This is a genomic window from Azospirillum thermophilum (genome assembly GCF_003130795.1).
GTDB classification, from domain to species: Bacteria; Pseudomonadota; Alphaproteobacteria; order Azospirillales; family Azospirillaceae; genus Azospirillum; species Azospirillum thermophilum.
This window is the reverse complement of sequence record NZ_CP029359.1, coordinates 76,035-101,155: the sequence shown is the minus strand read 5'-3', so window position 1 is coordinate 101,155 and position 25,121 is coordinate 76,035. Positions and strand designations below refer to the sequence as shown.

The window sequence follows — 25,121 nt, the reverse complement described above, 5'->3', positions numbered from 1 at the left end:
TCGGGCCCTTCCGGGCTTGTCCCGGTCGGCGGAACGCAGGACGGCGCGGTCCGGCATGAGCCGGGCAGCGCCGTTTCCCTGTCCGGGCCGGTCTCTCCCGGTCCGGCCCGGTCCGCGGGGCCTCAATCGTCCTGCGGGCGCCAGCCCTCCGGCCCGATGCGCTTCCACGGGATCGGACGGAAGCCGACCGCGGCGGCGGGGGAACCGGCGCGCAGGGCGAAGTTGCCGGCGCGCGGATCGACGAACTGCGGGTCGGCGGCCAGCGAGTTGGCCTCCGGCCGGTCGCCGCCCGGCGGCGGGTCGGACGGCGGGCGGTAGCGCGGCGCGTTGCTGAGGACGTTGTAGTCGACGACCGGCGAGCCGCCGCTGATGTTGTCCCAGTAGCGCTCGACGGGGACCCTCGCCTCGATCACGTTGCGCAGGATGCGGTTGTTCTGCAGCCGGCCGGCCTCCTTGGCCTGGGGCACCCATTCCAGCCGTACGAAGCGGTCGTTCGGCCGGGTCAGCACCGCGACGTTGTTCTCCACCACATTGTCGTCGCCGCCGTGGATGAAGACGCCCGCCATGCCGGTGTCCATCAGGAAGTTGCCCTCCACCCGCACGCCGTTGGTCAGGTCGTCGAGATAGATGCCGAAGCCCTTGTAGCGCTTCAGCCAGCGGCCCGAGGCGTCGACCGCCAGCCCGCCGGTGCGGCGGATGTCGTTGAAGCGGATGACGGTGCGGGTGTCGACGTCGCTGCGGCCGAGCGTCTCGATGGCGCCGGCGTCGGCGGTCACCCGCGCGGTGTCGGTGATGCGGTTGTACTCGATCACGTTGTCGGTGGAGATGGTGTCGCGGTTCCAGTTCTTGATCGAGATGCCGTAGCGCGCGGCGCCGGCGATCTCGTTGTTGGCGATCAGGGTGCGGCTGGCCGCCGACGCCATGATGCCGCCGCCGAAGAAGGTCACCTCGCCGACGTTGCGGATGGTGTTGGCGACGATGCGGTTGTCGTTGCTGCCGCCGGTCATCTCGATGCCGGTGCGGCCCAGATCCTCCATCAGGTTCCGTTCCAGCCGGTTGCCCGACGAGCCGTCGAGCGAGATGGCCGTGCCGACCCCGGCGAACCGGTTGGCCTGGAAGCGGTGGCCGCCGCCGCCCTTCACCACCACCGCCTTGCCGTCGTAGGGCACGTCGCGGAAGTCCAGCCCGCGCACGCTGACCGACCGCGCCCCTTCCAGGCGCAGCAGCGTGCCGAGCCGGGCGACCACCACGCTGCCCGGCGTCCTGCCGGCCGGCCGCAGCAGGAGGCGCCCACCGTTCGGGCCGCTCCCCGGATCCCAGGCGAACTGGCCGGGACGGCGCAGATCCTCCGGCCGGCCGAGCACCCGGTAGGTCGTGCCGTCGCGCAGCGGGTACCAGGCGTCGCGGTCGAGTTCCACCTCCCGGCTCGCCGGGTCGAGGGCGGCGATGCGGCGGATGTCGTCGGCCATCCGTTCGCGGTCGAGCACCTGGATGCGCACGCCGGGGGAACGGTCGGAGGGGCGCAGGTCGGCGCCGTCGAAGCGGAAGCGCCGCTTGTGGGGGCCGGCCGCCGCGGGGCCTCCATGGAACCAGTCGGCGAGCTCGGGGTCGCCGGCGTTGCGGTTCTCGGCGGTGGCCGGCCGCAGCCGGCGCCCGTCGGCGAAGAGATCGAGCCCCGGATCCCGCGCCATCGGGGCGGAGACCAGGCCCTTGCCCGCCGGGGAAAGCGGGCCGACCGGCTCGCCGCCGCTCAGCACCGCGCTTTCCCCCTGCGCGGCGGCGAGCAGCAGCCCGTCGTCCTGCGGTCCCAGCACCAGCGTCCGGTCGAGCCGGTAGGTGCCGCGCCGCAGGTAGATCGCCTTGACGCCGCCCGCCCGCGAGGCCTCCACGGCCCGGCCCAGCGTGGCGAAGGGGCCGTCCCGGCCGTCCGGGCTGGGGCGGGACAGCCGCCCCGACCAGCCGTCGTTCCCGTCGGCCGCGACGTAGAGGGCACGCTCCTGCGCCGCCGCCGGTCCGGCGGTCAGGCAGAGGGCGGCCAGCAGGAGGAGAACGCTCCGGGCCGGCGGGAGCCGGACGGGCCGCACCCCCGTCCCATGCATCTGTGCGGACGCCATGAGATGTCCTTCCAAGGCTGTGGGGGAGGGCGGCGGGGACGCCGGCCCTTCCGACGGCGATCAAGTCGACGGTCCGCCGCCGCGCCGCAATAGCCTGGAGGGATCATCGCCGGGGCCTGATGGGTACTCCCGGCGCGCCGCGCCGTCCGCTTCAGCCCTTCATCCGGCGGATGGTGCCCGTGGTGCTCTGTCCTTCGACGAGCTCCGCCAGCACCACCTTGCCGCCGTAGCTCTGCACGAAGTCGGCGCCGACCACCGTGGCGATGGTGTAGTCCGCCCCCTTCACCAGCACGTCCGGCCGCAGCGCGCGGATCAGCGCCTCCGGCGTGTCCTCGCCGAAGATCACCACCAGGTCGACGCAGGCGAGCGAGGCCAGCACGGTGGCGCGCGCCGTCTCGGTCTGGACCGGCCGCGTCTCGCCCTTCAGCCGCTTCACCGAGGCGTCGCTGTTCAGCCCGACCACCAGCACGTCGCAGGCGGCCCGCGCCTGGTTCAGCAGCGAGATGTGCCCGGGGTGCAGCAGGTCGAAGCAGCCGTTGGTGAAGCCGATGCGCCTGCCCCGCGCCCGCCAGCGGGCGATCCGCTCGGCCGCCACCTCCGGGGTGGCGACCTTCTCTTCGCCATGGCGCCATTCCTGGGCATGCAGGGCGGCCAGCAATTCCGGAACGCGCACCACGGCGGTGCCGACCTTGCCGACCACGATGCCGGCGGCGAGGTTGGCGAGCCGGGCGGCGTCGGCGAGCCCCGCTCCGGCCGCCAGGGCGGCGGTCAGCGTCGCCACCACCGTGTCGCCGGCGCCAGAGACGTCGAACACCTCGCGCGCCTCGGCCGGCAGGTGCACCGCCGTCTCGCGGGTCACCACCGACATGCCCTGCTCGCTGCGGGTGGCGACGATGGCGCCGATGCCGCAGCGCCCGATCAGAGCCCGGCAGGCCGCCTCGACCTGGGCGTCGCTGTCGGCCGGCATCCCCGTCGCCTGCATCAGCTCCTTGCGGTTGGGGGTCACCACGTCCGCCCCGCGGTAGCGGGCATAGTCGCTGCCCTTGGGATCGACGACGACCGGCAGGCCGGCATCCCGCGCCGCCGCGATCAGGCGGGCCACCAGATCCCCGGTCAGCACCCCCTTGCCGTAGTCGGACAGGATGACCGCCCCGGCGCCCGCCATGGCGGCCGTCGCGGCCTCCAGCACGGCGGCTTCGGAGCGGATGGGGGCGACGGTCTCGACATCCGCCCGCAGGAGTTGCTGGCTGCCGGCGATGAAGCGGGTCTTGACGGTGGTCTGGCGCCCCGGCTCGGTCACCAGCCCGCCGCCACCGGCTTCCCCACCACCGGCTTCGTGGTTGTCGGCGGCGCGCGCGAGGATGCCGGCGATCTCCAGCCCGGCCGGGTCGTCGCCGACCACCGAGACGAAGCGGCAGGCGGCCCCCAGCGCGCGCGCGTTGGCCGCCACGTTGCCGGCGCCGCCCAGCATCGTCACCTCGCGCTCGACGCGCAGGATGGGGATGGGCGCCTCGGGGGAGACGCGGTCGACCGCGCCGTAGATGAAGCGGTCCAGCATGACGTCCCCGACGCACAGGACGCGGGCGTGGGACAGGGTGTCGATGTGACGGGCAAGGTCGCGCATGCCCAACCTAGTAGCAACCTTGCCGTCCGCGCACCAGAGCCGAAGGAGACGCAGGCCCGGACCGTCCGGAACGGGGCCGTGACCGGATCGGAGCCGGGGTGGTTATCACAGGCGAGAAATAAAGGGGTATGCAATAACGTCAGGTGGTAACCCCTTTCGGACCGGCCATGACCACCACCGCAGACCGCAGATCGATCGACCTGCCGATCATCGTGAACGCCTGGGGAGTCGCGGCCGGCGGCCGGGCGCCGCATTTCAAGCTGCTGGTCGACGGCGTGGTGATCGGCGACGCCAACGTATGGGCGACCAGCAGTGCCGCCTACGGCTTCCGCACCCAGCTCGATCCCGACGTCGGACACCGGATCACCATCTGGTACGACAATGACGGGGTGGCCGGCGGCGTCGACCGCAACCTGTTCGTCGGCTCGATCGTGGTGGGCGGACAGGAGATCCCCGCCACCGACCTTTCCGCCACCTACGACAAGGGGGTGGTGGACGGCAAGGACGTGGTCCGCGGCCAGAGCGGGCTCTACTGGGGCGGCGCCCTGTCCTTCGGCCTGGGCGAGGAGATGTTCGACGGGCCGGTGGTCCGCCCGCCGCCCCGGGCGGAGGAGGTGATCACCCGCCCGGTCCCCATCACCGTCACGGCGGCCGGCGGCGCAGCGGACGGCGTGGCGCCGCGCTTCACCGTGCTGCTCGACGGGCGGCCGGTCGGCGAGGCGGTGGCGGACGGCGCCGGGGCGAAGAGCTACGGCTTTACCGCCCTGGTCGACCCCTCGCAGGCCCACCGGGTGCAGATCCGGCAGGAGGGCGGTACGGGCGGCCTGCAGGTCGGCGCGGTGACCGTCAACGGCAGGACCGTCTTCGCGGCGGCCGGCGGGCCGCCGCTGCAGGCCGGCGGGCTGGACCTGACGGTGGCCGCCCCGCTGTTCCAGGGCACCGCCTCGGCAGCGGCGGTCCCGGCCGGCGCCGCCTTCTACGTCGCGGCCAACGGCAAGGACAGCTGGTCCGGCCGCCTCGCCGCGCCCAACGCCGACGGCACCGACGGACCCTTCGCCAGCCTGGAGCGGGCGCAGGCGGCGATGCGCGGCAGCGCCGTCAAGACCACCTACGTGCGCGAGGGCACCTACAGCCTGACCCGCACGCTGGAGCTGACCGGCCTCGACAGCGGGGTGCGGATCCTGGGCTATCCCGGCGAGCAGGCGGTGATCAGCGGCGGCCAGCAGGTCACCGGCTTCTCCGCCGACGGGCAGGGGCGCTACTCCGCGCCGCTGGCGGCGGCGCCCGGGCTCGACGTGACGGTCGGGGGGGTGCGCTATTCCCTGGCTTCCAAGGCCGCCCGGGATCCGGCCGATCCCAGGACCGGCTGGTACGTCGCCGACGCGGCGGCGGGCGGCGCCAGCAAGACCGCCCTGCGCTACCGCGAGGGCGACGTCGCCGCGGCCGACCTCGTGCCGGGCAGCCGGCTGCAGGTCTTCGACACCGAGCGGCTGCAGGACGGGATCGTCGAGGTGGCCTCCATCGACACGGCGACCCGGACCATCACCTTCAAGTCGGCCGCCCCGACCACGCTGCGCGACGGCTCCACCTTCCGGCTGCTGGGCAACCCCGCCCATGTCGACCAGCCGGGCGAGTTCGCCTACAGCGCGGCCGACCGCCGGCTGGTGATCCAGGCGGGAGACGGCTTCGACGGGCGCGGCGTGGAGGTCGCGCGGCTCGGCACGCTGGTCCGCCTGGCCGGGGCGACCGGCGTGACGGTGGAGGGGCTGACCTTCGCCAACGCCCTGACCGACGGGGCGGCGCTGGAGCTGGTCGGGGCCGACGGGAACGGCATCGCCGGCAACAGCTTCCTCAACGTCGGCACCGCCATCCGGCTGCGCCAGGGGGCGGACGGGAACCTGCTGTCCGGCAACTACCTGGACCATCTGGGCATCAACGGCATCCTGCTGGAAAGCCGGTCCAACGCCAACCGGGTCATCGGCAACCGCATCCAGCATGTCGGCGAGGTCCGCAAGGGCGGCGCCGGCATCATGGGCTACGGCGTCAACGACAGCGAGATCGCCTACAACGACATCGACCATGCCGCGCGCTATGGCATCTCGCTGAAGAACTGGGACGCGTCGACCGTCAACCTCAACACCCGCATCCTCTACAACCGGGTGCGCCACACCGGCGAGGAGACGGCGGATTCCGGCGCCATCGAGCTGCTGGGCCGCTCCGGCATCGCCACCAACACGCTGATCCAGGGCAACTGGGTGGAGCATGCCGGCGGGCTCGCCACCGATTCCGCGGGCCGCTGGCTGGTCGGGCAGAAGGGATTCGGCGTCTATCTCGACGACATGGCGAGCGGCGTGACCGTCCGGGACAACTTCTTCCGCGACACCGCCTGGGCCAGCGTGATGATCCACGGCGGGCACGACAACCTCGTCACCAACAACCTCGGCATCCTGGCGAGCAACGACGAGGACTTCCTGCGCATCGAATGGGTGCCGATCGCGGGGGCGGCCGGGACGCCCTACAACAACACCGTCACCGGCAACCTGATCTCCGGCACGTCGCCGCTGGGCAGCTACCTCACCCTGCTGTCGGCCGGCAGCGGCACGGTGGTGGACGGCAACCTCCTCGACCAGATCGCCGGCTACGGGCCGGGCGACCGGACCGTCGATCCCGCCTTCGCCGACGCCTACAACCGCGATTACCGGCTGTTGCCCGGCTCGACCGTCCTGGCCTTCGGCTTCCGTGATCTGGACTGGGCGTCGATGGGGGTGCCCCGGTCGCCGCTCCCGCTGCCCGGCGGCAACAGCGGCAATGGCGGGGGCGGTATTCAGACCCCCACGCCCTCCCTGCCGCCGCCCGTGCCGTCCGGTCCGTCGGGCGGCGATGCGCCACCGCCCGCACCCGCCCTTCCTGTGGATCGGGACATGTGGTTCGAGCGTATCGTGGACGGCGTCCTGGGCAAGGCGGCGGTGCAGGCCTATCGGGGACCCGTCTCCTATCTGGACTGGGCCTATCTGGGCGACGAGCGCGGCGAGGTGGTCGGCGGCTCGTCCGGCAACGACTTCCTGAACCTGCTGGGCGGGAACGACGCGGCGGCCGGCGGTCCCGGCGATGACGTTCTGGATGGCGGATCGGGATCGAACTGGCTGATCGGCGGGGTCGGCAAGGACACGTTCTTCGTCGACGGCCGGAATCCGCAGGTCACCTGGTCCACGCTCGCCGACTACGAGCGTGGGGAGTGGGCGACGCTGTGGGGCTTCCGCCAGGGCGTCTCCCGGATGAGCTGGGTGGAGATGGGCGGCGCCGACGGCTTCAAGGGCGCTACCGTCCATTGCGACATCGACGGCAATGGCTCGGTCGATGCCAGCATCACCTTCTCCGGCATGGCGCGCTCCGCCCTGACCACCACTTTCTCGACCGGCGGCGACAGCCCCTATGTCGCCTTCATCGCGCTGTAGGGCATCCGGCGATCGGGTGGCCGGCGATCAGGCGGCATCTCCCATCGCGGAGCGCCAGACCGCGTGGAACTGCTGGATGCGCTCCTCGTTGAGGCCGAGCAGGGCGGGGCTGTCCGACTGGCCGGCGCCGCGGAAGGCGGATTCCGAAGCCTCCTGGTCCTCGCGCAGCAGAGCGATGTTGAGCTCGCGGGCGGTCGCCTCGATGGCGCGCCGCGCCGCCTCGCCCCCCTTGCCGCCGCCCTCGGGGCCGGGGTCGGCGAGGAACAGCCGGAGCCGCAGCGCGCAGCGGTCGGGGCCCAGCGGATCATAGGTCTGGACGCTCATCACCGTGCCGCGGGTGAAGCCGATCTCCAGGTTGGGGAACAGGTGCAGGTGGTCGTACTCGCGCAAGCGCGGACTCGGCCGGAAGCCCAGCCGTTCCGCCACCCCGTCCCACCAGCGGGCGCTCTTGTCCGAGATCGAGGTGACGCCGCGGGAGTGGGTTCCGCCTTCGTAGTCGCAGCGCCAGTCGCCCTTCACCAGCTTGCGGAAGGTCGCCGGATGGACGGTGTCGGCGTGGTAGACCTCCAGGACGCTCTCCACCCCCATCTTCCAGTTGGCCTGCCAGACGAACTCCCGCTCGTCGAAGGGGCGCAGGAAGATCTCCGAGGCATGGCGCAGCACATCGCCGCAGGGGCCGAGCCAGTCGTCGAGCGGCGGTCCTTCCGCCGCCACCCGGACGAAGACGAAGCGCCCGCAGGCCGCCACCGCCACCGGCGTCAGGGCGCGGGCGCAGCGGGCCTCGCGGTCCAGCCCGAACCAGGCCTCGTTGCCGGGAATGCCGTAGGGCACGCCGTCGCGGTCGAAGGTCCAGCCATGGTAGGAGCAGCGCAGCATGCCGTTGCCGCGCGGGGCGGTCTGGATGATGGCGAAGCGGTGGGTGCAGACGTTGCGGAAGCCGCGCAGCACGCCTTCGAAATTCTGCACCACCACGTCGACCCCGCCCAGCCTGCGGGTCACATAGTCGTTGTGGCGGCACAGCTCGTCGGTGAAGCCGGCGAAGATCCAGCAGCGGCGGAAGATGCGCTCCTCCTCCGCGCGGAACAGGGCCGGATCGTGATAGGCGGCGGGCGGGATGCCGGGGACCGCCTTGCGGGGCTGGAAGTCCGGGGCGTTCGGGTGCGTCTGCATGGCGGCAGGGTAGCGGCGGGCGGGGAGACGGTCCAGGGGCGGCGCCGGAGACGGCGGTGGCTGCGACCGCGTGCCGCCTACCGGAGCGCCAGCACGCTCGCCTCGATCCCGCGCAGGCCGGCGCCGTCGCAGATGTAGTAGGCGACCAGCACCCGGCCGTCGGGCAGCGGCGTCGCCCAGGGATAGCCGAGGTCGGGGGCCGGCCCATCCGCGCGCAGGACGATCTCCTCCGCCGTGTCGAAGGCCGCCATATCGAAGGCCGTCATGCCGGGAGCCCGGCCGTCCGGATCGCAGAGGCGGCCGCGGATGCCGTAGGGGGCGTGGCGGTAGCCGCCGCACAGCAGGACCCGCCCGTCGGGCAGCGGGCAGGCGTCGTAGGGATGGCCGACCATGTCGCGGACCTCCCAGCCCTCCCAGCTGTGGCCGAGGTCGTGGGACCGGGAGGTCGCCAGATGGTCGCCCAGCCCGGTGGTGCGGTGGAAGGCGAGAAGCGCGCCTCCAGGCGTCAGATGCAGGGCCGTCTCGCAGAAGCCGGCCTTGCCCCGGGGGTCGAAGGCGATGAGCGAGCGGTATTGCCAGCTCTCCCCCCGGTCGGTCGAGGCGTAGAGGTGGCTGGCGTAGCTGCCGGTCTGCGGGTGATGGGTGTAGCTGGTCTGCAGCAGGGTGCCGTCCGGCGCCTCCACCGCGCGGCCACGCACGGCGCCGGCATGCATGGGGCGCCGGCCGGGCAGGATGTCGGGATGGCCCGGCAGGGGCGGCAGGAAGCGGTGGGGCGACCAGCTCCGCCCGCCGTCGTCGCTGTAGCGGGTGTAGCCGCCCCAGAAGAGATAGAGGTCGCCGGTCTTCAGCGGGCTGCCCGCCAGCCCGAGCCCGAGCTCCCGCAGGGCCTGCCCGTCCTCCGCCGGGACGGGATACCAGCAGAAGCCGGCCAGCAGGATGCGCCCATCGCGCAGGACCAGCAGGCTGGCGTCCTGGTCGGCCGCCTGCGGGTCGGGCGGCAGGGCGAGCGGCTCCTCCTCCCGCGGGGCGCCGTCGGGACCGAGCGTCAGCAGCACCGTCTGCGAGCGGGAATCGAGGTGGTCGATGTGGTTGAAGCCGGCCGTGCTGCGGCTCCAGCCGGCGCCGCGCAGCCAGCGGTGGTCGCGCGCCCGGCGGAAGGCCACCAGCACCGTCCCGTCCGCCCGCGTCGCCGCCGACGGGAAGGAGGCATAGAATTGCGGGTCCCGGTACAGGACCCGGTGCTCGATCCGCGAACGCCCCATCGTCGATCCGTCTCCCGTTCCGTCCGTTGCCGGGCCTTCCCCGCCGGGCCGCGCCGCGACCTTCTGCCCCAGATCCGGCCTGGGGCAGAAGGTCGGTGGCGCCTTGCAAAGGCTCCTGCAATCCTGAACAGTCTTGCCCGGTTTTGGTGCGCTTTCCACGGGTCGCTTGCCGTGGTCGTCAGGCGCGGAGCATCAGCGGGGCAGGATGCGGATCACGGCGTTTCTCGACGATGTCCGGGACAGGGCGCGGACGCGCATCGCCTCTCCCGGCGACTATGTCCGCAAGGTCCGGCAGGACCCGCGCTACGCCATCTACGACATCCTGCCGATCGTCACCGATCCGGTGCTGCGCGACCGGCTGGCCGCCCTGATCGCGGCGCGGCGCCCGCGCACGCCCGGCTTCGCCCCCTCGCTGGAGGCACGCGCCTGGTGCCGGATGCTGGAGACCGACGGGATCACCCCGGCGATGCCGCCGATCGACGCGGGCATCGTCGCGGACCTGCGCCGCTATTTCGAGGAGACGCCCTGCCACGACCCGTTCCGGCCGCATCTCGGCCGGTTCCGGGCCGACGCGCCGCCCAGCCCGGAGTCCAACATGGGCTATTTCGGCGTCGAGCAGATCCTGAAGGCGCCCCATGTGCTGGATCTCTTCAACAACCCGCTGGTGCTGGAGACGGCGGAGCTGTTCCTCGGCTGCAAGCCGCTGCTCGACAACATCGGCTGCTGGTGGTCCTTCGGCGACCGGCCGGCCGCCAAGGGGACGCAGCGCCACCACCGCGACCTGGACAGCCTGCGCGGCTTCAAGCTGTTCTTCTACCTGACCGACGTGGACGAGGACGGCGGACCGCACGTCTTCATCAAGGGCAGCCAACGCAGCACCCTGCTCTCCACCGGCCGGGCCCTGTCCGACGAGGAGGTGCGCAACGCCTTCGGGACGGCGGGCGAGGTGACGATGACCGGGCCGGCCGGGACCTGGTTCATGGGCGACACCTATGGGGTCCACAAGGGCGCCCTGCCGCGCCGCGGGCGGCGCCTGCTGCTGACCGCCCAGTACAACATCAACCGGACGCCCCACGCCCCGCGCCGGCCGGTGCTGGACCGCAATGCCGGCGGCTACGACCCGTTCGTGAACCAGATCTATGTCGCGGCGTGAGGGGGCGTGAGGGGCGTCGCCCCGGGACCCTGCGTCCGGCCCTTTGCGAAGACCCGTGCCCTTCACCACGGTCCGGGATCGGCGAGGACCTGTGACAGGGCCGTGATGTCTTGCGGCGCCCTGCCGGGATTTGCCCGCAGGTCAGGCGGCGACCGGGCGTCGTTCAGGCCACGTGGGCGGTCAGGGCGATGCTGTCGGCCAGCATCAGGTAGCTGTCGCGCTGTTCCGTCAGGTTGGCCAGCAGGTCGTTCAGGCTGTCGCGGGCGAAAGGATTGACCGTTTCCGCCAGCTTCGACTGGACGATCGCAATGAATTCGTCCAGCACCGACAGGTGCAGGTTGGCAGCGGTGAAGATGTCGGACGAAAAGGCAGAGATCTTCATGGTCGATTCCTTTCGGGATGTATTTTTTGTTTCGCCGGATCGGCTGTATTCGGTGACAACATTGAGCCATCGTGCCAGTTAATGAGGTGTTAAGATCACCTTTTGGTGAGGCGTGGATTGGTGATTACCTCTTTAGAGGGGGTCTCTTACTTCTTTCTTGCTTGAATGCTATTGCAAAGGGGACGGGGCGGAGCGGCGGACCTCTGCCCGCCTGCCACGATTGCGGGGTAAAGGGCGCGCCGCGGCCGGCAACCCCCTTGTGCCGGGACGGGCGGAGCGGGTAGGGCTCCGCCGTCCGGCCCCTGCCCTCCTGGAGACTCCCCTCATGCCGCCGCGCCATGCCCCCTGGACCGTGCTCGACAGCCGCGACCTTCTCGACGGCGGACCCTTCCTGAAGGTCCGGGTGGAGACGGTTGAGCTGCCCGACGGTCGCCGCATCCCGGATTACTACCAGCTCGACATGCCGTCCTTCGCCTGCATCTTCGCCGAGACGCAGGAGGGGCGGATCATCACCTACCGCCAGTACCGCCACGGACCCCGCAGCGTCGGGATGGTCTTCCCCGGCGGCCACCTGAATCCCGGCGAGGACCCGCTGGAGGCCGCCCGACGCGAACTGCGGGAGGAGACGGGCTTCGAGGCGGCGTCCTGGACGCCGCTCGGCGCCTATGTGGTCAACGCCAACCAGGGCGGGGCGTGGTCGCACATGTTCCACGCCACCGGCTGCCGGCGGGTGACCGAGCCGGTGTCCGACGACCTGGAGGACACCGAGATCCTGTTCCTCACCCGCGAGGAGGTGATGGCCGCCATCGGCCGCGGCGAGATCAACCTGCTGACGCAGATCGCGCTCGTCTCCATGGTCTGGCAGCCGGAAATCGCCGGGGCGCTCGCCACGGCGCAGGCCCGGCCGGGCGGCTGATGCCGCGGGGCCGCCGGTCCGGCTTTCCAGCGTGATGGGTCGGCGTGACGGGCCGGCGTGATGGGCGCAGGACAGGCCATGCTGGCGGAGCGCCGTCCGCATTCTACCTATCTTTGTCTTGTTTGATCAGGCTCAAGGCATTCCGACTGACCAACGGAGTATTGCAGACCTGGAAGCTGCAGCGAGTGACGGAGGGATTGCTGCCAAGTACAAGCTTCTGAAGTCACGGAACAGTCTCGTGAAAAGCCTGGAAGGCACGGCACATGAAGACGAAGAAGCCGGCGGTGGATGCAGGTGGAGAGGCGGGATTATTCCGCCTTATGGGGCCGGCACTCGTCATGCTGATGCTCGTTACGGCGCTGATCGGGGCCGTTTACTTCACCGAGAAGCGGGCGGAGGCCGATGCGGTGATGGCCGTCGCCGACCGCGGCGAGGCGGTGCTGTCCGTCATGAAGGATGCCGAGACCGGCGAGCGCGGCTTCGTCATCACCGGGCGGGAGGAATTCCTGGAGCCCTATCAGGCCGCCCTGTCGCAGATCGGCGGGCAGCTCGACGAGCTGGACGCGATGGCGGGGGACCAGGCGGAGCTGATCACCGCCTCCCGCCACATCCGCGACCTGGTCGGGCGCAAGCTCGCCTACACCCAGAGGATCATCGACGACCGGCGGGCGACCGGGACCATCCAGTCGCCCGAGATCTTCATCGGCGGCAAGGCCGCCATGGACGAACTGCGCGGCGAGATCGCCGGGCTGCAGGCCTATGCCCAGCGGATGGCGGAGGATCGCCGGGCCGAGATGCAGGCGGTCGCGGCGGCGGCCCTGGTGCTGACCGGGCTGTTCGGGATCAGCGCGCTGGTCATGCTGCGGCAGACCCGGCGGCTGCGGCTGCAGCAGCGCACCCTGGAGGGCCGGATCCGGACCGAGCAGGAACGCTGGCGCACCCTGCTGGAGGCGACGCCGAACCTGGTGTGGACGGCGGCGGTCGACGGGCGGATCGACTATGTCAGCCCGCAGTTCGCCGCCTTCACCGGCCTGGAGCCGCCGCACATCCTGGGAGCCGCCGATGCCTGGGCGTCCATCGTCCATCCCGACGACCGCGCCAGGGTGGTGCGGGGCTGGGAGGCGGCGGTCGCCGGCGGCCGGCCCTACGAGATCGACCAGCGGACGCGCCGGCACGACGGGGCCTGGCTGTGGCAGCGGGTGCGCGCCCAGCCGCTGCATGACGAGGCGGGGCGGCTCGCCGGCTGGATCGGCAGCAACACCGACATCCACGACCGCATCACCGCCGAACAGGCCCTGCGGCAGCGCGAGGCCCTGCTGCGGGCGGTTCTGCAGTCGACCGAGGAGCTGATCTACGCCAAGGATCTGGACGGCCGCTACATCGTGGTCAGCCAGGCCGTCAGCCGGCTGATCGGCCGCCCGCCGGAGGCGTGCATCGGGCTGACCGACCGCGAGCTGTTCCCGGCGGAGCGGGCCGACCGCTACATCGCCAACGACCGCGAGGTGGTCGCCGGCAACGTCATCCGGCGCTTCGAGGAGTTCTTCGCGGTCGCCGGGGCGGAGCGGATCTACCAGAGCACCAAGGCGCCCCTGACCGACAGCCGCGGGATGGTGATCGGCGTCGTCGGCGTCAGCACCGACGTCACCGAGCGCCGGCAGGCCGAACAGGCGACGGAGCGGGCGCGGGCGGCGGCCGAGGCGGCCAGCCGGGCCAAGACCCGCTTCCTCGCCTCGGCCAGCCACGACCTGCGCCAGCCGGTGCAGAGCCTGACCCTGTTCATCGACCTGCTGGCCGACCGGCTGCGCGACCGGCCCGACGAGTACCGGCTGGTCAAGCCGATGCAGCAGTCGCTGGACGCGCTGTCCGGCCTGCTGACCAGCCTGCTGGACGTCGGCCGGCTGGAGGCCGGGCAGGTCCGCCCCAACCTGGAGGACGCGGAGATCGCCCCGCTCCTGGAACGGCTGTGCGGCGAGTATGTCCGCCGGGCGGAGGCCAAGGGCATCCGCCTGCGCACGGTGCCCTGCCGGCGCATCGGGCGCACCGACCCGGTGCTGTTCGAGCGCATCCTGCGCAACCTGCTGGAAAACGCCCTGCGCTATACCGAGAGCGGCTCGGTCCTGGTGGGCTGCCGCGCCGGCCGGGGGCGGCTGCGCATCGAGGTGCTCGACACCGGCCCCGGCATCCCGGAGGACCGCCAGCAGGAGATCTTCGAGGAGTTCGTCCAGATCGGCAATCCGGAGCGCGACCGCGACCGCGGGCTCGGGCTCGGGCTGTCCATCGTGAAGCGGACGGCGGAGTTGCTGGGCCACCGGCTGGGCGTGGCCTCGGTTCCCGGCCGCGGCTCCCGCTTCTGGATCGAGATGCCGGCCGCCGCCGTCCCGCAGCCGGCGCGGGCCGCCGCCGCCCCGGTGCAGGGCCGGCTGTCCGGGCGCGTGCTGGCGGTCGACGACGAGGCCCTGCTGCTGATCAGCTATACCACCATGCTGGAGGAATGGGGCTGCGAGGTGGTGCCGGCCGGCGGGGTGGAGGAGGCGATGGAGGCGCTGCGCCAGGCCGACCGGCCGATCGACGCCGTACTGACCGACTTCCGCCTGCGCGCCGGCGAGCGGGGGACCGACGTGATCCACAAGGTGCGCGAGCTCTACGGCGCCCGCGTCCCGGCCGCCCTGCTGACCGGCGACACGGCGCCCGACCGGCTGCGCGAGGCGGCGAGCGGCGACTATCTGCTGCTCCACAAGCCGATCGGCGCCGACGCCCTGCGCCGCGCCGTCGCCGGCCTTCTGGCGCAGTCCCGCCCGCTGCACGGGACCGGATGAGGGGTGGCAACGGGGGGATTATAAAATATTAACTATTTCAACCGAGTGTAGGCGCGGTTGACCCGGCTGTGCCGATCTTCCGGCCGGCCTCTTCTGCACGGGCGATTGTGATGCATGTGAAAGAGCCGGCGAACGATCTGGTCGCCCGCCTGTACCGGCAGCTCCGGCTGATCCGGACCCTGGAGGAGGAGGTGGCGCGGGTCTACCCGACCGACCGGATCAAGAGCCCGGTCCACCTCTCCATCGGCCAGGAATTCGTGTCGGTCGCCGTCTGCGACGTGCTGCGGCCGGACGACCATGTCTCCATCACCTACCGCGGCCATGCCGCCTACATCGCCAAGGGCGGCGACCTCGACGCCATGGTGGCGGAGATGTACGGCAAGGCGGCGGGCTGCGCCGGCGGGCGCGGCGGCTCCATGCATCTGGTCGACATGGCGGCCGGGGTGATCGGCGCCTCCGCCGTCGTCGGCACCTCGATCCCGGTCGCCACCGGCTTCGCCCTGGCGGCCAGGCGGCGGGCCGGCGGCTCGGTCGTCGTCTGCTTCCTCGGCGACGGCGCGACGGAGGAGGGCTGCTTCGCCGAGAGCCTGAATTTCGCCGCCCTGCACCGGCTGCCCATCCTGTTCGTCTGCGAGAACAACGGCTACGCCATCCACGAGCCGCTCGCCAAGCGCTGGGCGACCGACCGGCTGGTCGAGCGGGTGGCGACCTACGGCATCCCGGCGCAGCGGATCGACAGCGGCGACCTGTTCGAGCTGCGCGAGCGCGCCGCGGAGGCGGTGGCGGCGATGCGCGACGGCGGTGGCCCGGCCTTCCTGGAAGTGACGTGCTACCGCTGGTACGAGCATGTCGGTCCCAACCGCGACTACGACCAGGGCTACCGGCCGGAAAGCGAGCTGGCCCCCTGGGCGGAGACGGACCAGGTGGCGCGGCTGGCCGCCCTGCTGCCCGCCGGCGAGCGCGAGCGCATCGACGCGGAGGTGGACCGGCGGGTCGCCGCCGCCTTCGCCTTCGCCGAAGAAAGCCCCTTCCCGGATCCCGAGGAACTGCACGACCATGTCTTCGCCTGACCGCTCCTCGCCGGACGGCGCCTCCTCCGGCGGCCGGCTGCTGCGCTATGTCGACGCGCTGTGCGAGGCCTTCGCGCAGGAGATGCGGCGCGACGACAGCGTCTTCCTGTTCGGGCTGGACGTCGACGACCACAAGGCCATCCAGGGCTCGACCCGCGGCCTGCTGGCCGAGTTCGGGGCGGAACGCGTCTTCACGACGCCCCTGTCGGAAGACGCCATGACCGGGGTCGCCATCGGCGCCGCCATGGCCGGGATGCGCCCCATCCACACGCACATCCGCATGGACTTCCTGCTGCTGTGCATGAACCAGCTCGTCAACATCGCGGCCAAGGCCCACTACATGTACGGCGGGGCGGTGAAGGTCCCGCTGGTGGTGCGCTCGATGATCGGCAAGTCCTGGGGGCAGGGGGCGCAGCATTCCCAGGCGCTGCATTCCATGTTCATGCATGTGCCGGGCCTCAAGGTGGTCGCGCCGAGCAACGCCCACGACGCCAAGGGCTGCATGATCGCCGCCGTGCGCGACGACAACCCGGTCATCGTCATGGAGCACCGGCTGCTCTACCCGACCGAGGCGGAGGTGCCGGAGGCCCCCTACGAGGTGAAGCCCGGCAAGGCCCGCATCGTGGCGCCGGGCGACGACGTGACGGTGGTCGGCATCTCCAACATGGTGCTGGAATGCCTGCGCGCGCGCGAGCTGCTGGCCGAGGTCGGCATCTCCGCCGAGGTGATCGACCCCATCTGGCTGAGTCCGCTGGACATCGACACCATCGCCCGCTCGGCCGCCCGCACCGGCCGGCTGCTGGTGGCCGACAACGGCTGGACCGCCTGCGGCGCCGGGGCGGAGATCGTCGCCCAGGTGCTGGAGCGGACGGGCGACGCCCGCATCGCGGTGCGCCGCATCGGCTTCGAGCCGACGACCTGCCCGCCCTCGCCGCCGCTGGAGGCGCGCTTCTATCCCAATCCGGGCACCGTCGCCTCGACCGTCCATGCCATGCTGCGCCCCGCCGCGGCCCCGTGGCAGCCCGATCCCGAGCGGACCCGGCTGGCCCACCAGATCCAGTTCCGCGGCCCCTTCTGAGCAGGAGAAACCCGTCGATGTTCTATGAGCTGGCCGCATCCTCCTGGGGACCGGAGGAGGTCGCCGCGATGCAGCGCGTCATCGCGTCGGGCGACTTCACCATGGGGGCGGAGGTCGCCGCCTTCGAGCGGGAGTTCGCCGCCTATTTCGGCGTGAAGCACGGGATCATGGTGAATTCCGGCTCCTCGGCCAATCTGGTCGGGGTGGCGGCGCTCGCCCACCGCAAGGACCGGCCGCTGCAGCGCGGGGACGAAGTGATCGTCCCGGCCATCTCCTGGGCCACCACCTACCATCCGCTGCAGCAGTACGGGCTGAAGCTGCGTTTCGTGGACGTCGAGCTGGACAGCCTGAACATGGACGTCTCCCGGCTGGAGGAGGCGCTGACCCCGCGCACCCGCGCCATCCTGCCGGTGTCGATCCTCGGCAACCCGGCGGCGCTGGACGTCATCCGCGCCTTCGCCGACGCCCACGGCCTAGTCGTGTTCGAGGACAACTGCGAGTCGATGGACGCGACGCTGAACGGGCGCCGCACCGGCACCTTCGGCGAGATCAACACCTTCAGCTTCTTCTTCTCGCACCACATCTCGACCATGGAAGGCGGGATGATCCTGACCGACGACCTGGAGCTGGCGCATCTCTGCCGCTCGCTGCGGGCGCATGGCTGGACCCGCGACCTGCCGGCCGACACGCCGCTCTACGAGCGCCGCTCCTCGGACCATTTCGAGGCCTACCGCTTCATCCTGCCCGGCTACAACGTCCGCCCGCTGGAGCTGGAGGCGGCGGTGGGGCGCGAGCAGCTCAAGAAGCTGCCGGCGATGACCGCGGCGCGGCGCAGGAACCACGCGCTGTTCCAGAGGCTCTTCGCCGGCGACGAGCGCTTCATCATCCAGAAGGAGCTGCCGGGGGCGCAGTCCTCCAGCTTCAGCTTCACGATCATCCTCAACCCGGCGCTGAAGCCCGACCGCGAGAAGGTCTTCGCCGCGCTGAAGCAGGCCGACATCGGCTTCCGCATCATCACCGGCGGCTGCTTCCTGCGGCACGACGTGCTGAAATACTACGACTACGACACGGTCGGGACGATCGAGAACGCCTTCCTGGCGCATGACCTGGGCTTCTTCGTCGGCAACCACCCGCATGACCTGAGCGCGCAGATCACCCGCCTGCGCGAGGTGCTGGACGCCACCTGCCGCTGACGCCACCGAGAGGGAGAGGACGAGAATGGCCGAGACGCACATCCTGGTGACCGGCGGGGCCGGCTATCTGGGCTCCATCCTGGTGCCGGCGCTGCTGGAGGCGGGATACCGCGTCACCGTGCTGGACAGCTTCATGTTCCGGCAGAACTCCCTGTCGAACGTCTGCGCCGACCCGCGGTTCGACGTGGTGCGCGGCGACGCCCGCGACGAGAACACGCTGCGCCCGCTGCTGGCCAAGGCCGACGCGGTGATTCCGCTGGCCGCCCTGGTCGGCGCGCCGCTGTGCGACATGGACAAGCTGGCGGCCGTCTCCACCAACCGCGACGCCGTGCTGTCGCTGGTGCGGCTGCTGTCGCGCGAGCAGCGCATCCTGATGCCGGTCACCAATTCCGGCTACGGCATCGGCGAGCAGGGGAAGTTCTGCACCGAGGACACGCCGCTGCGTCCCATCTCGCTCTACGGCCGTACCAAGGTGGAGGCTGAGGCCGCGGTGCTGGAGCGCGGCAACGCCATCTCCTTCCGGCTCGCCACCGTCTTCGGCATGGCGCCGCGCATGCGCGTCGACCTGCTGGTCAACGACTTCGTCCACCGCGCCGTCTTCGACCGGGCGGTCGTGCTGTTCGAGCCGCACTTCAAGCGCAACTACATCCACATCCGCGACGTGGCGCGGGCCTTCCTGCACGGGCTGGCCAACTTCGGGACGATGCGCGACCGGCCCTACAATGTCGGCCTGTCCGACGCCAACCTGTCGAAGTGGGAGCTGTGCGAGCGCATCCGCTCCCACCTGCCGCAGTTCGTCTTCCTGGAGGCGCCGATCGGCGAGGATCCGGACAAGCGCGACTACATCGTCTCCAACGCCCGGATCGAGGCCACCGGCTACGCCCCCGCCCACTCGCTGGACGACGGCATCCGCGAGCTGATCAAGGGCTACCGCATGCTGCGCAACAGCGTGCACGGCAACGTGTGACGGCCGGCCGGGGCCGGTTTTCCGGCGCGGCCATCCGGCCGGCGTTCCGCTGACGACGAGTCGGCGATGGCGGGTCGACGGCGGCAAGCCCCCTCGGGCTTGCCGCTTTTTCTTTGTGCCATCCGAAGCCTCCTGTGCGGCGCACCCCCTGCTGCGTCCCCCCTGCCGCGCAATGATCCGCTGACAAGCCGCAACGCCGAATGCCAGCCCTTCGGGTGGTGCCGCCTGCCGCCGTCAGGGACGGTTGATGGGGCGGCATTATAATCTTATGTTGCGATGTAACGCGGTACCGATGATTTTTACGGGAATATAAAGTTCCTCGTATAACAACGGGAATAGAAAGCAGATCGTCCGATCCGATCTGTCGCGCGAACCGTCGTGATCGATTCACCCTATAAAATTCGAGGCAAAAATGGCTGGCGGTGTCTCCATCGAGAATCAGCTCACCGGTATCGATGCGATCGACACGACGCTGTATGGGACGAAATGGAACACGACATCCATCACCTACAGCTTCCCGACGGCCGTCGGCGCCCTCTCCGATTACTCAATTTCGCTCAATCCTGGCTATTTTTCCACCCTGACGAGCGATGAGCAGGCGGTATTCCTCGACATCCTCGGCAGATGGAGCGCGGTTTCCGGACTGAGATTCACCCAGTCCGGGAATCCCGCAAGCGCGGATATCCGCATCTACTGGTACAAGTCCTCGGACAATTATACCGCCCGCGTCGTCGACTTCCCCGGCGACACACCGGAGTCGGGCGATATCCAGTTCGGCCACTCCATCGAGTCCGGTGACCTGTCGGAGGGGTCCTACTCCTACTTCACCCTCCTGCACGAGGTCGGGCACGCGCTCGGCCTGAAGCACCCGCACGACAGCATCAACGGCTTCCCCGCGGCCCAGCCCGACCGGGACTCGGTGGAAGTCTCGGTCATGAGCTACAGCAGCCATTTCGGCAGCGGCATCGGGTACTACACCATCGAGCCGGGCAGCTATCCCATGGGGCCGATGCTGAACGACATCGCCGCCATCCAGCATCTCTACGGCGCCAACTGGGGCACGAATCCAGGCGACACGACCTATACCTTCGACCCCGCCGCGCCGGTCATCCTGACGACCATCTGGGACGGCGGCGGCGTCGACAGCTACAACTTCGCCAACTACACGACGAACCTGAAGATCGACCTCTCTCCGGGGGGATGGAGCGATCTCGGCGGGCAGTACGCCGTGCTCGACGGCACGAACGGCATCTCCGCCGCCAACAACCTCGCCAACGCCTACCTCTACCAGGGCGATCCCCGTTCCCTGATCGAGAACGCGACCGGCGGCGACGGCGACGACACCCTCATCGGCAATCAGGTCGACAATCTGCTGATCGGCGGCAAGGGCAACGATTCCCTGGTTGGCGGGGCGGGGGCCGACACGCTGTTCGGCGGCGCCGGCAACGATACCCTGATGGGGGGAGAGCAGGCCGACTCGCTGGTCGGCGGGGCCGGCAACGACGTCCTGGTGGGCGGCGCCGGCAACGATGTCCTGACCGGCGGCGCCGGTGACGACGACATCGACGGCGGCGACGGCATCGACACGCTGGTCCTGGACAGTACGCCGGACTCCGTGATGGCGGCCGGCGCCGGGGCCTGGCGGGTCGGCGGGGCCGCCACCGGGCTCGACAGCGTGCGCAATGTGGAACTCCTGCAGATCGGCCTCCTGAGCGCCTTCGCGATCGACCGCTTCGGCATCGCGCCGACTTTGGCCATCGCGGCGGGCGACGCCGACAAGGCCGAGGGCGACGGCGGCACGACCGCCTTCACCTTCACCGTTACCCGCGTCGGCGACATCACCCGCGCCTCGACGGTCGACTGGACGGTGACGGGGTCGGGCGCCGCGGCGGCGGACGGGGACGATTTCGGCGGCAGCCTGCCGGGCGGCACGCTGCGCTTCGCCATCGGCGAGACCTCGAAGACCATCACCGTCCAGGCCGCCGGAGACAGGGGGACGGAAGGCGACGAAGGCTTCGCCGTCACCCTCTCCAACCCGGACTGGGCGACGATCGGCACCGCGAGCGCCACCGGCACCATCCGCAACGACGACACCGGCCTGTCGATCGCCGCCACCGATGCGGTCAAGGCCGAGGGCAACGGCGGCACGACCGCCTTCACCTTCACCGTCACCCGCACGGGCGTCCTCACCGGCTCCTCGTCCGCCGCCTACACGGTCGGCGGCATCGGGACCCGCCCGGCCAACGCGGCGGATTTCGGCGGCAGCTTCGCCAGCGGGATGATCAGCTTCGCGGCGGGCGAGACGTCGAAGACCATCACCATCCAGGTTGCCGGCGACACCGCGGCGGAAGGCGACGAGACCTTCGAGGTGTCCCTGTTCAACCCGACCGGCGCCGTGCTGGACGGCGCGAGCGCCACCGGCACCATCCTCGACGACGACGGCAGCCTTTCGATCGCCGCCACCGACGCGGTGAAGCGGGAGGGCGACGGCGGCTCCACCGCCTTCACCTTCACCGTCACCCGTACGCAGGGCCTGGCGGGCAGCGCCTCGGTCGACTGGGCGGTGACGGGCTCGGGGCTCCAGGCGGCCGACGCCGCGGACTTCACCGGCGGCGTTCTGCCCTCCGGCACGATCAGCTTCGCGCCGGGAGAGACCAGCAAGACCATCACCGTCCAGGTCGCCGGCGACACGGCCGTGGAGAGCGACGAAGGCTTCACCGTCACCCTGTCCAACCCGGGCGGCGCCGTCATCGCCACCGCCACCGCGGCCGGCACCATCCGCAACAACGACCCCGTCGATCCGCGGCTGAGCGCGCCGGCCTCCCTGACCCTGCTGGCCGGCAGCCCGACCGCCATCCCCGGCCTGTCCGTCGCCGACGGGGACAGCGCGGCCGTCACCGTGACCCTGACGCCGGCCAACGGCAGCCTGGCCGTGGGCGGACCGGCCACCGTCGCCACCCTGGCCGGCGTCACGACGGTGAGCGGCAGCGTGGCGCAGGTCAACGCCTCGCTGGCGACGCTGAGCTTCACCGGGACGGCCGGGCAGACCGCCGCCTCGATCGGCGTCACCGTCTCCGACGGCGATCCCGCGACGCCGGACGCCGGCGGCAGCATCGCGCTGACGCTGCTGAATGCCCCGACCGTGACCCTGCCGGCGCTGCCCAACATGCTGGCCGGCGCGACGGCGTCCCTGCCGGGACTGAGCGTGGCGGATGCCGACGGGGACAGCCTGACCCTGCGGCTGGGCGTCACCGGCGGCGCCCTGTCGGCCACGGCGGCGGCCGGGGCCACGGTGGTCGCCGACGGGGCCGGCGGCCTGACCATCGGCGGGTCGGCCGCCGCGATCAACGCCACCCTCGCCACCCTCGGCTTCACCGCGGGCGCGGCGGGAACCGCCACCCTGACGGCGCTGGTGGAGGACGGCGACTCCCGCACCGCTCCGGGCACCGCGAGCGCCAGCTTCGCCCTGCTGAACGGCACCTCCCTGACCTTGCCGCAACTGGACGCGCTGATCGTCGGGCAGACGACCGCGCTGTCCGGCCTGCGGCTGGAGAACCCGGACAACGGGCAGGTGACGGTGCGGCTGACGCCGGCCGGCGCCGTCCTGGCCCTGTCCACCGTCGCCGGGGTGCAGGCCACCGACCTCGGCAACGGCGCGATGGCGCTGAGCGGGGCCGCCTGGGCGGTCAACCAGGCCCTGGCGACCCTGACGATGACGCCTGCCGCCGGTACGGCGACGGCGACCGTCCGGCTGGAGGCCGACTTCGCCGATCCCGCCCTGCCGGACCGCAGCGGCACCCTGACCCTGCCGGTCGCCTCCCTGCCGGCGGCGGGCGGCGACGTGGCGGCGACCGCCCCGGACGGCGGGGCCGCCGCGGTCACCCGCGACAGCCGGCCGGCCGCCGCCAACCTGCGCATCGCGCCGGCCGTGCTGAGCGATCCGGACGGCGTGCCGCCCGCCGGCATGCGCATCCTGGCGGTGAGCGGCGGCACGCTCGCCGCGGCCGACGGGTCCGCCATCCTGCTGGGTCCCGCCGGGACGGTGCTGCCCCTGGCGGCCGGCGGCGCCGACCTGCGCTTCACGCCGGCCGCCGGTCATCTCGGCACCGCGACCGTCACCTATGTTCTGGTGGACGCGGCGGTGGGCAGCCTGAACTCCGCCCCGTCGACGGCGCGCCTCGTCGTCGGCATGCCCGCCCCGGCGCTGGGCGCTGTCACCTATGACGCCACGGCCGTCCGCCTGACCGGCAGCGCCGCCGCCGGGTCGCGGGTGGAGGTCTACCGCGACGCCGACAACAACGGCCGGCTGGACAGCGGCGAGGCCCTGGCGGGGTCCGTCACCCTGGCTGCGGGGGAAACCGCCTTCGCCCTGTCCGTGCCGCTGACCTCCGGCGGCTACAACGACTTCCTGCTGGTGGCGGTCGATCCGTCCAGCGGCACCGCCTCCGCGGCGACGGACGTGGTCTCCCGCTTCCTGGCGGTGGGGGACGGCAACGGCCCGCAGGCGGCGGTCGAGATGACGACCGACGCCGCCGGCCGGCAGACGCTCAGAGCCACGGTCCCGTCCGGCGTCACGGCTCCGGTGCCGCTTGCCCTGACCGGCGGGACCGCGTCGGATGGCACGACGCCGCTGCTGGCCGCCGCCCTGCCGGCGGGGCTGTCCCTGACGGCGACCGGGCCGGAAGCGCCGCAGACCCCGGCGCAGGCGGCCGTGGCCCTGGCGGGGCTGCTGCAGGAACGCGTCGCCGCGAGCGGCGGCGGGAGCGGGCTGGCCGCGGCCATCGCCGCCGCCTTCGCCTCGCCGGCCGGCCAAGCCGGCCTGACCGTGCGCTCCATCGTGCCGACCGTTCCGCAGGGCAGCGCGACGGCCCCCGTTGCGATCCGCGGCACCGGCGCTGCCGAGGCGCTGCTGATCGACGCCGGCGGGCTGCCGGTCGGGACGGTGCTGCAGTTGGACGAGATCGACTTCGCCTTCGTCATGGGGCCGGCCATCGTCACCGGCGGGATGGGCGACAACCGGCTCTACGGCGACGATGCCGCCCAGAGGGTCGGGATGGGCGCCGGGAACGACACCGTCTTCGGCGGCGGCGGCACCGACCTGCTGTCGGGCGGGGCCGGCGGCGACCTGCTCAACGGTGGAACCGGCGACGACACGGTGGGCGGCGGAGCCGGCGGGGATGTGATCGGCGGCGGCAGCGGCGGCGACGCCTTGTTCGGCGAAGAGGGGGCCGACATCCTGTTCGGGGAGGACGGCGACGACATCCTGTCCCTGGGGCTCGGCGACGACATCGCCGACGGCGGAACCGGCAACGACACGATCTTCGGCGAGGACGGCAACGACACCCTGTTCGGGGGCGACGGCGACGACATCCTGTCCCTGGGGCTCGGCGACGACATCGCCGACGGCGGAACCGGCAACGACACGATCTTCGGCGAGGACGGCAACGACACCCTGTTCGGGGGCGACGGCGACGACATCCTGTCCCTGGGGCTCGGCGACGATATCGCCGATGGCGGGGCCGGCAGCGACACGATCTTCGGCGGGTCTGGCGACGATACCCTGTTCGGAGGAGCCGGCGACGACCTGCTGTTCCTCGATCAGGGGGCCGACACCGCGTGGGGTGGCGAGGGGGCGGACGTCTTCGCCTTCGGCGGCAACTCCGGCGGGTCGGTGGTGGTCGACTTCCTGCCTGGAGTCGATCGCCTGGCTCTCTACGATCCCTCTCTCAGCCTGCAGGGGATCGTCGCCTCCGCCCGGACGGTCGCCGGCAGCACCGTGCTCGACCTGCGTCCGGGAGCCAGCATCACCATCCTCGGCCAGGCCGGAGACGTCGGCCGCTGGTTCGGCTGAGCAGCCCGGACTCCGCAGGAGTAGTCTTCAAGGATTAATTTACCAATTGGCGGTATCTCCGCAGGGACCG

At 71.5% G+C, this 25,121-nt stretch carries 14 protein-coding genes; 9 read left to right on the top strand and 5 right to left on the bottom strand.

All coding sequences use genetic code 11. From position 1 onward, the window contains the following. Positions 1–122: 122 nt before the first annotated feature. Complete coding sequence (locus DEW08_RS29895; RefSeq protein ID WP_245987091.1) at positions 123–2,114, bottom strand: right-handed parallel beta-helix repeat-containing protein; 1,992 nt, start codon at positions 2,112–2,114, stop codon at positions 123–125. A 151-nt stretch (positions 2,115–2,265) separates the two neighbouring features. Beyond that, positions 2,266–3,738, bottom strand: a complete 1,473-nt coding sequence (gene rfaE1 / locus DEW08_RS29890) for a D-glycero-beta-D-manno-heptose-7-phosphate kinase (RefSeq protein WP_109334328.1) — start codon at positions 3,736–3,738, stop codon at positions 2,266–2,268. Positions 3,739–3,905: 167 nt separating this feature from the next. Between rfaE1 and DEW08_RS29885 the strand changes: the two genes are divergently transcribed. After that, positions 3,906–7,193, top strand: coding sequence for a carbohydrate-binding domain-containing protein (locus tag DEW08_RS29885; RefSeq protein WP_109334326.1), 3,288 nt, complete (start codon positions 3,906–3,908; stop codon positions 7,191–7,193). 27 nt (positions 7,194–7,220) lie between these two features. Here DEW08_RS29885 and DEW08_RS29880 read toward each other — a convergent pair whose 3' ends face one another. Next, positions 7,221–8,363 carry an aromatic ring-hydroxylating oxygenase subunit alpha gene (locus DEW08_RS29880; RefSeq protein ID WP_109334324.1) on the bottom strand — a complete coding sequence of 381 codons (1,143 nt, stop codon included), beginning with the start codon at positions 8,361–8,363 and terminating at the stop codon, positions 7,221–7,223. A gap of 77 nt (positions 8,364–8,440) precedes the next feature. Continuing rightward, positions 8,441–9,625, bottom strand: a complete 1,185-nt coding sequence (locus DEW08_RS29875; protein WP_109334322.1) for a sialidase family protein — start codon at positions 9,623–9,625, stop codon at positions 8,441–8,443. A gap of 205 nt (positions 9,626–9,830) precedes the next feature. Between DEW08_RS29875 and DEW08_RS29870 the strand changes: the two genes are divergently transcribed. Then, entirely contained in the window at positions 9,831–10,778 is a 948-nt protein-coding gene (locus tag DEW08_RS29870; protein ID WP_109334320.1) for a phytanoyl-CoA dioxygenase family protein, read from the top strand. A gap of 163 nt (positions 10,779–10,941) precedes the next feature. On the opposite strand, the gene DEW08_RS29865 is transcribed toward DEW08_RS29870, so the two are convergent. Next, positions 10,942–11,160, bottom strand: coding sequence for a hypothetical protein (locus DEW08_RS29865; RefSeq protein WP_109334318.1), 219 nt, complete (start codon positions 11,158–11,160; stop codon positions 10,942–10,944). 325 nt (positions 11,161–11,485) lie between these two features. On the opposite strand from DEW08_RS29865, the gene DEW08_RS29860 reads away from it, so the two are divergent. The 7 genes from DEW08_RS29860 (at position 11,486) to DEW08_RS33375 (ending at position 25,051) form a co-directional block, all read left to right on the top strand. Further along, a complete protein-coding gene (locus DEW08_RS29860) occupies positions 11,486–12,076 on the top strand; it encodes an NUDIX hydrolase (protein ID WP_109334316.1) in 591 nt (196 codons plus the stop codon). 263 nt (positions 12,077–12,339) lie between these two features. Then, positions 12,340–14,892 (top strand): PAS domain-containing protein, encoded by a 2,553-nt coding sequence (locus DEW08_RS29855; RefSeq protein WP_109334314.1) that lies wholly within the window; start codon positions 12,340–12,342, stop codon positions 14,890–14,892. A 110-nt stretch (positions 14,893–15,002) separates the two neighbouring features. Then, positions 15,003–15,962, top strand: coding sequence for a thiamine pyrophosphate-dependent dehydrogenase E1 component subunit alpha (locus DEW08_RS29850; protein WP_109334312.1), 960 nt, complete (start codon positions 15,003–15,005; stop codon positions 15,960–15,962). Then, on the top strand, positions 15,949–17,040 hold the full coding sequence (locus DEW08_RS29845) for an alpha-ketoacid dehydrogenase subunit beta (RefSeq protein WP_109334310.1): 1,092 nt from the start codon (positions 15,949–15,951) through the stop codon (positions 17,038–17,040). The genes DEW08_RS29850 and DEW08_RS29845 overlap by 14 nt, the downstream gene beginning before the upstream one ends. Before the next feature lie 17 nt (positions 17,041–17,057). Beyond that, positions 17,058–18,233: a DegT/DnrJ/EryC1/StrS family aminotransferase gene (locus DEW08_RS29840; protein WP_109334308.1), complete on the top strand. Its 1,176-nt coding sequence runs from the start codon at positions 17,058–17,060 to the stop codon at positions 18,231–18,233. A 25-nt stretch (positions 18,234–18,258) separates the two neighbouring features. Next, complete coding sequence (locus DEW08_RS29835) at positions 18,259–19,200, top strand: NAD-dependent epimerase/dehydratase family protein (protein WP_109334306.1); 942 nt, start codon at positions 18,259–18,261, stop codon at positions 19,198–19,200. Positions 19,201–19,612: 412 nt separating this feature from the next. After that, the gene (locus DEW08_RS33375; protein ID WP_109334304.1) at positions 19,613–25,051 is read left to right on the top strand and encodes a Calx-beta domain-containing protein; all 5,439 of its coding nucleotides are present in this window, start codon (positions 19,613–19,615) and stop codon (positions 25,049–25,051) included. Positions 25,052–25,121 lie beyond the last annotated feature (70 nt).